The following is a 12,624-nucleotide window of genomic DNA, read 5'->3' on the forward strand; positions in this document are numbered from 1 at the left end:
CCTGTGATTTCACTAACGCCCGATCAATAGGGCACTTTTGGAAGGAGTTTCCAAATGAGCAATTCCATTCTTAATAGCTTTACAAACAATCTCATCCTCAACACTGACTCATATAAGGCCTCACACTGGGAGCAATACCGCAGCGGCACATGCGGCATGTTTTCATACATAGAATCACGTGGCGGCGAATACGATAAAACAGTCTTTTTTGGATTGCAAAGCATTCTCAAAGAGTATTTATCTCAACCTATTACTCGTGAAATGGTTGAACAAGCCAAGTTATTCTTTTTAGCCCACGGCGAGCCATTTAATGAAGCCGCATGGCTCTATATCATTGATAGCTATCAAGGCTTTTTACCCGTCACAATCAAAGCCGTACCAGAAGGTACTGTCGTACCGACCAAAAATGTGCTGATGACAATTGAGTGTACCGATCCCAAAGTATTTTGGGTTGCCTCCTATTTAGAGACACTGCTTCTCCGCGTGTGGTACCCAATCACGGTAGCAACCGTAAGCTGGCACATTAAACAAGTCATTCGCGAATATTTAGACAAAACCAGCGATGACCCAGCTGGACAGATCGCATTTAAACTCCACGACTTTGGCGCACGTGGGGTTTCGAGCACAGAATCTTCTGCTATTGGTGGCATGGCGCACTTGGTTAACTTTATGGGTAGTGATACCGTGCTGGGTGTTATGGCTGCAAATCAGTATTACAACGAACCTATGGCTGCTTTCTCCATTCCCGCTGCGGAGCACTCCACTATCACCAGCTGGGGACGAGAAGGAGAACTCAGCGCTTACCGTAACATGCTCAATCTGTTTGCCAAACCCAATGCTCTGTTAGCCGTTGTATCTGATTCCTATGATTTGTTTGGCGCCATTGATAAATGGGGAACCGAGCTCCGCCAACAAATTATTGACTCTGGTGCAATGCTAGTGATTCGCCCTGATTCTGGAGACCCTGCAGAAATCGTACTGGCCACAGCACAGCGCCTAGATGGCTACTTTGGCTCCACTAAAAATGGCAAAGGCTACAAAGTGCTTAACCATGTTCGCATCATTCAAGGCGACGGTGTATGCGAAGCGAGCATCCGTGACATATTGACCAACCTAGAACGGGCCGGTTTTGCGGCGGATAACGTTGCCTTTGGCATGGGTGGTGCTTTACTGCAAAGAATGGATCGCGATACGCAACGTTTTGCTATGAAATGTTCAGCCGTCAAACTAGGAGAACAATGGATTGAAGTATACAAAGATCCAATTACAGACCCTGGCAAAACGTCTAAACGTGGTCGCCTAAGCTTATATCGCCATAAACAGACCGGAGAATATCGCACTATTAAACTGGCAGATCAAGCTGCATGGTCAGACAAACAGATTGAAACTGTTGATTCGACCGTATACGAGGAAGTGCTAGTTGAGGTGTGGAAAGATGGACAACTCTTAAAAGAGTGGAATTTGGCTGCAATACGTGCCCGAGCAGCAAGCTAATTAGCCTATCTTCCACTAACAAGGGCTGCGGAGGTACAAAGTATCTCCGCTGAGTTGCCATGAAAATTCACACCTGCATTCGCACTTTTTTTCTATTTTCATCCAGCTTTTTTCATTTTCAAATTAGTGCAAATGAGTTGCAACTTAATGAGATAAGAGTATATGGTGTAAAACCTAATCAGAGTAGTCAAAGCATAGTGGGTGATGACTCGGAGAAATTCAGCGCACCACTTCAAATCAGTACATATTCAGTACTCGAATCACAATCAAAAAATTCCCGACTAGCGGATTTTCTTAGTCAGGATGCAAGCCTGGCTGAAAATTTCGCGACATATGGATATTACGAAAACTTTAGCATTCGTGGCTTTACACTAGATCGCGGCAGTGCGTACCGCTTAAATGGATTCGCTATTCCTGCTGAATTTCATCTCCCTCTTGATAACATAAATCAGGTAGAAGTTTTGAAAGGGGTGAGCAGCCTAAATGGTGGGATGGTTTCGGCAGGGGGGCTGATTAATTTCGTATCTAAGCGCCCCACCCCAGAACAATCGATATACACAGAAATAAATAACTATGGCAACCGTTTATTCAGTAGTTATGTTGGGGGTCTTAATAGTACAAAAACTATTGGCTATGGCCTAACTTTTTCCCAATCGGAATTGGGCGCACCGCAAAGAAGTAAAGGAGGAGAGCGAAGCCTTGTGGGTTTCTCGGTAGATATCACACCGATACAAAGTTTAAGGGTACAAAATGATTTTATTTATCAGCATCGTTCCCAATTAGTCATTCCAGGGTTTCAATTATTAGGAGGCACACAAACGCCGGATTTAAAAACAGTCAGAGATGTAAACATTGGCTCTCAAAGCTGGGCAAAACCAGTGGTAAATGAGGGTACGCATTTTAGTACTCTTACAGACATCAAAATTAGTGACCTCCTAAACAGTAAAGTTGGGTTCTCAAGTACATTGGCCAGAATTGATGATAATTTGGCAACGCCTTGGGGATGCAATACATCTCCGGTTCAATATTTTTGCGCTAATGGAGATTTTGTTGTCTACAAATATCATGCCCAAGAGCGTCGGCAAACGGATCACGCATTTATGAACATTACGGGCGCATGGAATACTGGCCCTGCTCAACAAAAAATCACCCTGGGCATAGAACAGATTAAGCGCACTATTTCTCAACGAGACTATTACTCAAATACGATTTACGACACCAGCAATAACGCCCTCTCAAATAACATTTACAACTACGATAATCGCTTGATTGAGCCATCAAGTGCAGGGCAAGATTTGCCGGTGACAAAATCAGTTCAGACTAACCTGGCTTTGAGTGACAAAATAACTTATCAAAATATAGATGCTACGCTTGCGGTCCGCTTAGCAAGAATTTCACAGACAGCGAATCTGAGTATCCAGAAAGCTTTACCTGCTCTCGCTTTGTCCTGGCATTTTGATAAAGCCAATCAGATTTATGTATCGCATGCGCGTGGTATGGAATTTGGAAGTCAAGCGCCGCTAGTTGCAGAAAATTCAAACGCACTCTTGCCCCCACGCCTCACACAGCAAAATGAAGTTGGCTGGAAATTTAAAACCGAGAATTTCAAATGGTCTACTGCAATTTTTGAGATGCAACGTCCGTATGAATATACACAAGTGAATGGAAGCTCATGGGCGGGCTTGGGCAACTATATCCAGAGCGGTCAAGAAATACATCGAGGACTAGAAGCGAACGGGGCCTATCGCATTCAAAAAACCACCACAGTCAGTGGGTCTCTGGCCTTTATTCGTGCCCGCGCAAATAATAGTGCACAAGATAATGGCATTCAACTTCCTAACATACCGAAATTCAGTAGTAATTTTTCTGTTAGCCATCGGTTAACAGAAAATACACCACTAGAAGCGAAGCTTGAATGGCTTTACCGGGGAGAGCGCAACGCAAGACGTGACGGTACCGTAACAGTCCCAGGATATAGCTTATTTAATTTGGCACTAAACTATCAAACTGATATCAGAGGGAGAGAGGTGGCTATCGCCCTGGGTATACGAAATCTATTTAATAAATACTACTGGCGTGACGTCAGTGAAGCATACAGCGCTGATTTATTATTCCCTGGTGAGCGTCGCTCTACTTGGCTTACCTTCAAATTTACTCTTTGAAGAACGTTAATCTGACAATGAATTACTTGGAATTCTTTGCAAATCTGACAACGAGCCTATCCATTTTCTTGGCAGCGAAAAATAAAATACATACTTGGTGGACTGGCATATTAGGCAGTATTGTTTTTTGTTTTTTGTTTTATCAAAGCAAACTCTATGCGGATATTGTGCTCCAAATATTTTTTATCGGAAGTAGTGTTATTGGCTGGATTTTCTGGCAGCGACAAAAAATCTATACAGATATTCTTGTCATGAGAGCAAGAGTTTTTTCAATTTTGATTGCGATCTCAACGCTGCTATCCATCATTCATGGATACCTACTTCATCAATTTACTGATGCGTATGCCCCTTACGCAGATTCTTTTATTCTGATGTTCAGTGTTTTGGCACAGATACTGATGGTAAAAAAATACCTGCAAGCCTGGTTCTGTTGGATAGCCATCAATTTGATTGCCATACCGCTTTACATGAGCAAGGATCTATATTTGACAAGTGGTCTTTACGTTTTTTATTTGATTAATGCAATTTTCGGCATACGAAATTGGCAGAATATTTATCGGAATAAAGTGACATGCAATATCGCTGCGGTTTAGTTGTTGGTAAGTTTTGCCCACTGCATTTTGGACACGAGTATTTAATAAATAAGGCTGCACACCTTTGCGATAAGGTTATTATCCTAAGCTATACAAAACCAGGTTTTCAAGGCTATGAAACAACTAAGCGCCAGAAATGGCTCAATCAGCGCTTTCCACAACATACACACTATGTGCTGTGTGATGAATCGTTAAAAATCATAAGTCAGCAAAATCAAGTTAGTGATCTTAAAACAATCCCTAACGATCATGCCTCTGATTTTGAGCAACGAGAGTTTATCGCTTGGTTTTTAATGAATATTGTTAAAATTAAAGTAGATGCAGTATTCACCAGTGAACCATATGGTGATGGCTTTGCCGCCCAACTTCAACAAGCTCAAAAGTCAAATGTCGCCCATGAGAGCGTTGATTTGAAAAGAACAAAAATTAATATATCGGGAACAAGAATCAGGAGTAACCCATATTTATACCGTCAGTTCTTATCCGATGAGGTGTATAGCTCGTTAATTAAGAAGGTTGTTTTTCTGGGCGCTGAATCCAGCGGAAAAACCACCTTGGCTAAGCACCTTGCTGACACATATGAAACAGAATGGGCACCGGAATACGGTCGGCAACTATGGGAAGAAAATGGAGGAAAACTAACTCAATCGGACATGCTTAAAATTGCGCAAAAACAAATTGAAATCGAAAACAAAAAGCTACTGAGCAGTAATCAATATTTATTTTGTGACACTAGTCCAGCCAGCACCCTTTTTTATTGCCAGCATGATTTTAGTCTTGTGTCTTGGGAATTGTTGCAATTAGCACAAGAAAAACGTTACGATTTTGTGTTTCTGTGTGAGCCAGACTTCGGTTTTAAACAGGATGGAACAAGACGAAATGAAACCTTTCAGGGAGTCCAGCATGAATGGCTGAAAAACTATTTAAAATCTCAAAAAATTCAGTTTTATATCAGCAGTGGATCTTTAAGCTCTAGACTATCGAAGATAAAGAAAATAATTACTCAATAATCGTCTCACATTAATCTCAAACCAATACAAAATACGCCTTCACATTCTCATGTACTTGCGGATGCGCCAGCAATTCCGCCACTGGCATCCACACCCACTCTCGATGTTGGTTATCCATTGTTAAACCGCTAGTATCACTGAGACAGATTTTGTACGGCAACACCACATAGTGGGTACCAAATTGCTCGCCTAGGAAGCAATCTGCGTAGTGATGTTCCTGCACACCGATAAATTCAGCATCGCGGCGGCAAAGTGTTAAACCAAGCTCTTGCTCAGCAATTCGACCAAAAGCCACATCCAGCGTTTCACCTTTATGAATCGCACCACCCGGTACAAACCAATAACCTTGTGCGGGACGATTATTGCGCATACCAAGCAAAATACGACCTTGGGTATCTTCAAGGATAAGGTCAATTGAAACTAACGGAGCATGCTGCACAACCGCGGCCCAAGTAGCAGCTGGCAAACGGGGTGCCACTGAGTCACTCATCCCGCTACGCGAAATAGTAATGCAATGGCCTCGGTGGCAATGCCTTCACCGCGCCCCAGCGTGCCGAGTTTTTCAAATGTTTTGGCCTTCACATTAACTTGTTCCATAGTAATGCCACAATCGGCGGCAATATTAGCTTGCATCTGCGCAATATGCGGCGCCATTTTCGGTGCCTGGGCGATGATGGTGCTATCAATGTTGCCAATCTCAAAACCGGCTGCACGTACTTTAGCTACGCAGGCACGTAACAACGCTCTGCTGTCTGCGCCCTTGTATTCTGCCGCCGTATCCGGAAAGTGCCGGCCAATATCACCCAGGCCCGCTGCGCCAAACAAAGCATCGGTGATGGCATGGAGTAAGGCATCTGCATCTGAATGACCTTGCAAACCGCGCTCATAAGGAATAGTGACTCCACCTAAAATCAAGGGGCGATCAGGGACCAGCGCATGGACATCCATACCCTGGCCAATTCGATAAGGGAGCGTTGCAGGTTGCATCACTTGAGTCATGAATTTTCCCCGTTCAGAGCAAGATTGTCTGTGAGTAAGGCATCGAGTACCACTAAATCCGCCGAGAAAGTTACTTTGAAATTACGAGGGCTACCAATCACCAGTTTGGGCGTTTGTCCCATCATCTCTATCGCACTGGCTTCATCGGTAATTTCCCGGCCCTCTTGCCACATTTTTTGTAAGGCATAACGCAAGGCTGCGTAGCGGAACATTTGCGGGGTTTGGGCTTGCCAAAAGCCCTCACGGGGTACCGTTTGTACTGCACGGCCATCTTCCGCACGCTTAAGGGTATCGGCAACGGGCAAAGCCAGCAGACCGCCCACGGCATCCTCTTTGAGTGAGGCAATTAAACGTCTGACCAAGGCACTGGTCAAACCAGGGCGCGCTGCATCATGCACCAGCACCCAATCTTGCTCTTGCATATCGGCAAGCGCTTGCAGGCCATTTAGAACAGATTGATGACGGCTAACCCCACCTTGTCGCAAGACTTTCACCAAGGGATGTCCTGCGCCCGCAAACGTTGAATATTGGTTGAAGTAGTCATCACTAGGGGCCAGCACGACATAGACTGCCGCAATATCCGGCACCTCTAAAAAGGCATGAATCGCCCAATCCAACATGATCTGTCCCCGTACCCGCTGATACTGTTTAGGCAAGGTTGCATCTACCCCGGCAGGTAGTTTTCCTGCACTAAAGCGGCTACCCACGCCAGCGGCGGGGATGATGACAAAATAGCGCGGTGGTGTGGGAGTTGGATTCATTTTTAAATTATCGCATTGTTATCGCATTTTCATGAAGCAAAATGGGAGTACATACCAGCAATGCTAAACTGCGGGCCCGATTGCTTTGTTGCTAATGACTGCATGTTGGAAGTGCCATTGTGAGCCCCGCCCCCGCAACTATCGTGTTTAACCATCCCTTTGCTGAACTGCTGCCCCACCTGAAAGCAGGGCAGCGTTACGCCTATCCGATGCCGTATGGCGCGGCCGATAGTTTGCTCCTCGCCGCGCTGGCACAGGATTATGCGGGCAAATTACTCACGGTCATTTGCACCAACCCCGCAGATGCCCAGCGTTTGGCAGATGAAATTGCTTTCTTTGCGCCCGATTGCGCTGCACATGTGCTGCCCGACTGGGAAACCCTGCCTTACGATGCATTTAGCCCGCATCGCGATTTGGTCTCCGAGCGTTTAGCCACGCTCTACTCGGTGACCCAAGCCAACACCCGCGTGCTACTGGTACCCGCCACCACCGCGCTGTATCGCTTGGCACCACCCAGCTATTTGGCCAGCCATACCTTCTTTTTCCGGCAAGGCGACAAGCTTGATATTGAGAAGCTACGCACACAACTCACTGTGGCCGGATACGCCTGCGTCAGCCAAGTCATGGCTCCCGGCGAATATGCCGTGCGCGGCAGTTTGGTGGATCTCTACCCCACCGGCAGTAGCTTGCCGTATCGCCTCGATTTATTTGGCGATGATATTGAGAGCATCAAAACCTTTGACCCCGATAGTCAACGTAGTCTCTATCCAGTCAAAGACATTCGGATTTTGCCGGGCCATGAATTCCCACTCACGGAAGAAGCGCGTGCCCTATTCCGTGGCCGTTGGCGCGAGGTGTTTGAGGGTGACCCCAGCAAATGCAGCGTGTATAAAGACATTGGCAATGGCATCCCTGCGGCAGGCATTGAATACTATTTGCCTTTGTTTTTTGAGCAAACGGCGACACTGTTTGATTACTTGCCCACCGATACCTTGCTCGTCACGCATGGTAACTTGGAAGAAACGATTCGCCCTTTTTGGACCGATGCCGAAAGCCGCCATCGTTTTGCCAGCGCCGATAGTTCACGGCCCGTACTCGCCCCTAGCGAACTCTTTTTGAGTGCCGAGCAATTTTTTGTACAGGCTCAACCCTATGCTCGGCTTGCCTTAACGAATCAACCCAACGGTGAAGCGACCGCGCCACCCAACGTCGCCATTCAACGCCGCGCCGAAGATCCCGTGCAAGCGCTACGCGACGCCCTCAGTCAATCGCTGGGGCATAAAGGCATGCGCACCTTGATTCTGGCGGAATCTGCCGGACGGCGCGAAACGGTACGGCAAACACTCGCGGAATATGGCTTGGTATTGCCTACCGCCGACACCTTGGCTGACTTTAGCCATAGTGATTCCCCCGCCATGCTGGGCGTGGGGCCATTGCTCAATGGCTTCCGCCTGGCACAAATCACCGTCCTTACCGAAAACGAACTCTACAGCAGCCAAAGCCGCCGTAAATCAGGCAAGCGAGGGCAAGAAGGCCGCAGCAATATCGACTCCATGGTGCGCGACCTCGCCGAGCTGCGAATTGGCGACCCCGTCGTGCACGAACAGCATGGGATTGGCCGTTACCTCGGCCTGATTTCAATGGATATGGGTGACGGCGATAGCGAGTTCCTACAACTCGAATACGCGCACAACACCCAACTGTATGTCCCCGTTGCCAACCTGCACCTGATTAGCCGCTATAGCGGTAGCTCGCCCGACGAAGCACCACTGCATCAACTCGGTTCTGGCCAATGGGAAAAAGCCCGTAAAAAAGCGGCTCAACAAGCCCGTGACACGGCCGCGGAATTACTCAATCTCTACGCCCGCCGCGCGGCAAGGCCCGGCCATAGTTTTGGCTTTGAAGCCAAAGAGTATGAAGAGTTTGTCGAAGGCTTTGGCTTTGAAGAAACGCCCGATCAACTCGCCGCCATTCATGCCGTCATCCAAGACATGGTGGCTGCCAAACCTATGGATAGGCTGGTGTGTGGTGATGTCGGCTTTGGTAAAACCGAAGTGGCCTTGCGCGCCGCCTTTGTTGCCGTGATGGGTGGCAAGCAAGTCGCTGTACTCGCGCCCACGACGCTACTTGCGGAACAGCATTACCAAACTTTTGTCGATCGCTTTGCCAACTTCCCGGTGCGGCTCGCCGAACTCTCTCGCTTCCGCACCAGCAAAGAAGTCAATGCGGCGATTGCGGCGCTCAATACCGGTGAGCTGGATATTGTGATTGGTACACACAAACTCCTCTCACCGAGTGTGCAGTTTGCTCGCTTGGGGCTGGTCATCATCGACGAAGAACATCGTTTTGGCGTTCGTCAAAAAGAAGCCTTGAAAAATCTGCGGAGCGAGGTTGATGTGCTCACCCTCACCGCCACCCCGATTCCTCGTACCTTAGGCATGGCGCTCGAAGGTTTGCGCGATTTATCGGTGATTGCCACCGCCCCGCAAAAACGCTTGGCGATTAAAACTTTTGTACGCCGCGAAAGTGAAGCCACCATCCGCGAAGCGATGCTGCGCGAGCTTAAACGCGGTGGGCAAGTGTATTTCCTGCATAACGAAGTAGAAACCATTGAAAACCGCCGCGAGCGCCTGCAAGCACTTGTTCCGGAAGCGCGCATTGCTGTCGCCCACGGTCAAATGGGTGAACGCGAGCTAGAACGGGTGATGCGTGATTTCTATCAGCAGCGCTACAACATTCTGCTGTGTACGACCATTATTGAAACCGGGATTGATGTGCCGACTGCCAATACCATCATCATGCACCGTGCCGATAAGTTTGGCCTAGCACAGTTGCACCAGTTGCGTGGCCGGGTTGGACGCTCGCATCACCAGGCCTATGCGTATTTACTCATTCACTCCGAAGAGGCCTTGACTAAGCAAGCGCAACTGCGCCTACAAGCGATTCAAGACATGGAAGAGCTCGGCAGTGGCTTCTACCTGGCCATGCACGATTTAGAAATTCGTGGTTGCGGGGAAGTCCTAGGTGATAATCAGTCTGGCAATATGCAGGAAGTGGGCTTCCAGATGTATGCCGACATGCTCAACCTGGCTGTGAAGGCGCTGAAGAATGGCAAAGAGCCAGACCTACTTGCGCCCCTGCACGCCACCACGGAAATTAAGCTGCATACGCCTGCGCTATTACCCAATGACTATTGCCCCGATGTGCATGAACGGCTATCACTCTACAAACGGCTCGCCAGCGCCACTGATACCGACAACCTAAATGCCTTGCAGGAAGAATTGATCGACCGCTTTGGCCCCCTACCCTCTGCCAGCCAAGCCCTGATGGAAACGCACCGCTTACGTCTGCTAGCCGAGCAATTTGCGGTACAAAAGATTGATGCCAGCGCCGAACTGATTACACTATCCTTCACCAAACAAGCCCGTATTGATCCCGCAAAAGTGATCTTATTGATTCAGAAGCAACGCCATATCAGCTTTCAGGGACAAGATAAACTACGGATTGCACTCAAACCGCCACAAACTGAGCTCAGCGCACGCAGCACCACGATTCGGCAAATTTTAAGAGAGATTCAAGATGATGCATCGGCTACTTAAGCGTTATCTCGCCAATGACTCGCTCACAGCGTTAATCCCGAGCCTTGGCGACTTGCAGCGTATCATGATCAGTGTCTGCCTATTGCTGATGTCATGGCAATACGCCATGGCGCAATCGCCTACGCCGATAGGTTCAACGGTAGGAAAAACTGTACCGGAAGCGAATTTAAGCCAATTAACTCAGATCCAAACCCAGATTGATGACTGGGAAAAACAGTTAGCCAGCGGAAATAGTGAGGCTGGGTTTCTCTTAGGCCAGCTCTATGAAGCGCGTGCCAAATATCGTGCTACCACAACGTCATCGGGTTTGGCCTCTACAATAATGGGCCCAAATTCCAGCCAAACAGACTGGCAACAGGCGATCCAGTCCTACCAAAAAGCGGCTGACCTCGGTCACCTGGGCGCGCAAAACAACCTGGCAAGCCTGTACCTTGAAGGCATTGCCACTCCTCGGAATACGGCTTTAGCAGGCCAGCTCTATCGCGCCGCTGCTGAAAAAAATCATCCAGAAGCGCAATACAATCTGTCGCTTATGTTAGTTCGTGATCAGATTGCCAGCCTGCAAGCAGACGAATGGCAACTGTGGCTTGAGCGTGCCGCGAATAATGATCTTGCGCGAGCGCAGGCACAGCTTGGCCGGTTGTTACAACTGCAGGCCGAACAAATTGAAACAGAGCCAGAGACTCGCCGGCTGCTGCGCGAAACCAGTGTTAGTTGGCTTAGCAAAGCCGCACTTAAGGGTGAGCCGGTAGCGCAGTTTCATTACGCCCGTGCCCTACAAAAAGGCTGGGGAATGCCGCGTGATTTAGCCTCGGCAGCACTGTGGTATGAACTCGCCAGTAATCAAGCGTATCGAGCCGCTGATTATGAGCTGGGGTTATGCTATTGGTATGGCTTGGGTATTCCGGCCGATCAGCAGAAAGCTAGGAAATATCTGGAACGGGCACGACAAGCAGGAATCAAAGAAGCTGCCGCGCTCTTAAACACACCATCTAACATCCCTGCTGTGCCCCACTCCGCTAAACGAAAGAAGTAATCATGCCAACGCTGTACTGTGTCATTCAAAGTCAAGATCAAGCCACGCTCGAGCAATTAGCATGCGCGCTCAATCAGCGCCTTGCCGGGATTGCGCTCGAACAGAATTGGCCAGCACCTGTCCGCTTTGAGCGTCATCCCCTCCCCCGCCCTCACTTATTGGCTGAGTTTCAGACCACGAATGCCCTGCCAGCGAGCGAAAAAGCGGTGATTGACGTGATATGCGATGACGCCCAGGCAGACTGCACCTGGCTCGCGCAAAAACTGGACTGGTCTGCGTATGGGCTGGTTGCGATGGATATGGATTCGACCCTGATCACGATTGAATGCATTGATGAGATTGCCGACTTTTGCGGCAAAAAAGCGGAGGTTGCGGCAATCACGGAAGCCGCCATGCGCGGTGAAATCAAGGATTTCAACGAAAGCCTAGCGCGCCGCGTCGGACTTCTCGCTGGGTTGGCGGCCAACAATTTGGAAGCGGTCTACAACGAACGCCTGCAGCTTTCGCCGGGAGCTGAAACCATGCTAGCAAGCGTGCAGCGCCATGGGCTGAAAACCCTCTTGGTATCGGGCGGTTTCACTTTCTTTACCGAAAAGTTACAAGAACGATTAGGTCTCGATTACACCCGTGCGAATACCCTTGAAATCGTCGATGGCAGACTGACTGGTCGGGTTCAAGGGCAGATTGTGAATGATGAGGTTAAGGCGGAAACAGTGCAACAGTATTGCGCCGAGCTCAGGTTATCGACCCAGCAGACCATCGTGATGGGGGATGGCTCCAATGACCTGAAAATGATGGCTCTGGCAGGAGTCAGCCTAGCCTTTCATGCAAAACCTGCTGTGCGGCAAGCAGCGAGTCATCGCCTGAATCATGTTGGCCTCGACGGGATATTGCCCTGGTTTGGTACAAATTGAGCCATTAACCAACGCCGCACCTTAAGTTCAGTACATCTAGGCCGTTGTAGAAGGAG

At 48.6% G+C, this 12,624-nt stretch carries 10 protein-coding genes; 7 read left to right on the forward strand and 3 right to left on the reverse strand.

The window, feature by feature from the left end; all coding sequences use genetic code 11:
• Positions 1-54 precede the first annotated feature (54 nt).
• The 4 genes from DU000_RS02975 to DU000_RS02990 are packed head-to-tail and all read left to right on the forward strand — an operon-like array spanning position 55 to position 5,259.
• Positions 55-1,494 (forward strand): nicotinate phosphoribosyltransferase, encoded by a 1,440-nt coding sequence (locus DU000_RS02975; RefSeq protein WP_114401833.1) that lies wholly within the window; start codon positions 55-57, stop codon positions 1,492-1,494.
• 59 nt (positions 1,495-1,553) lie between these two features.
• Entirely contained in the window at positions 1,554-3,656 is a 2,103-nt protein-coding gene (locus tag DU000_RS02980) for a TonB-dependent siderophore receptor (protein ID WP_114401834.1), read from the forward strand.
• Between the two features lie 26 nt (positions 3,657-3,682).
• Complete coding sequence (gene pnuC, locus DU000_RS02985; RefSeq protein WP_158529613.1) at positions 3,683-4,249, forward strand: nicotinamide riboside transporter PnuC; 567 nt, start codon at positions 3,683-3,685, stop codon at positions 4,247-4,249.
• Complete coding sequence (locus DU000_RS02990; protein WP_114401836.1) at positions 4,228-5,259, forward strand: AAA family ATPase; 1,032 nt, start codon at positions 4,228-4,230, stop codon at positions 5,257-5,259. The genes pnuC and DU000_RS02990 overlap by 22 nt, the downstream gene beginning before the upstream one ends.
• 16 nt (positions 5,260-5,275) lie before the next feature.
• Here the strand turns inward: DU000_RS02990 and DU000_RS02995 are convergent, their stop codons facing one another.
• Genes DU000_RS02995 through ispD form a run of 3 tightly spaced genes read right to left on the reverse strand, consistent with a single transcriptional unit; the run spans position 5,276 to position 7,019 of the window.
• Positions 5,276-5,737: a GDP-mannose mannosyl hydrolase gene (locus DU000_RS02995; protein ID WP_240001769.1), complete on the reverse strand. Its 462-nt coding sequence runs from the start codon at positions 5,735-5,737 to the stop codon at positions 5,276-5,278.
• A gap of 8 nt (positions 5,738-5,745) precedes the next feature.
• Complete coding sequence (gene ispF / locus DU000_RS03000) at positions 5,746-6,258, reverse strand: 2-C-methyl-D-erythritol 2,4-cyclodiphosphate synthase (RefSeq protein WP_240001770.1); 513 nt, start codon at positions 6,256-6,258, stop codon at positions 5,746-5,748.
• A complete protein-coding gene (ispD, locus tag DU000_RS03005) occupies positions 6,255-7,019 on the reverse strand; it encodes a 2-C-methyl-D-erythritol 4-phosphate cytidylyltransferase (protein ID WP_114401838.1) in 765 nt (254 codons plus the stop codon). Before ispD ends, ispF begins: the two co-directional genes overlap by 4 nt.
• Positions 7,020-7,228: 209 nt before the next feature.
• On the opposite strand from ispD, the gene mfd reads away from it, so the two are divergent.
• The 3 genes from mfd to serB are packed head-to-tail and all read left to right on the forward strand — an operon-like array spanning position 7,229 to position 12,568.
• Complete coding sequence (gene mfd, locus DU000_RS03010; protein ID WP_114402091.1) at positions 7,229-10,618, forward strand: transcription-repair coupling factor; 3,390 nt, start codon at positions 7,229-7,231, stop codon at positions 10,616-10,618.
• Positions 10,599-11,654: a tetratricopeptide repeat protein gene (locus DU000_RS03015; protein ID WP_114401839.1), complete on the forward strand. Its 1,056-nt coding sequence runs from the start codon at positions 10,599-10,601 to the stop codon at positions 11,652-11,654. The genes mfd and DU000_RS03015 overlap by 20 nt, the downstream gene beginning before the upstream one ends.
• Before the next feature lie 2 nt (positions 11,655-11,656).
• Positions 11,657-12,568 (forward strand): phosphoserine phosphatase SerB, encoded by a 912-nt coding sequence (gene serB, locus DU000_RS03020; RefSeq protein WP_114401840.1) that lies wholly within the window; start codon positions 11,657-11,659, stop codon positions 12,566-12,568.
• Positions 12,569-12,624: the final 56 nt, after the last annotated feature.

Source organism: Parvibium lacunae (genome assembly GCF_003335215.1).
Lineage (GTDB): Bacteria > Pseudomonadota > Gammaproteobacteria > Burkholderiales > Burkholderiaceae_D > Parvibium > Parvibium lacunae.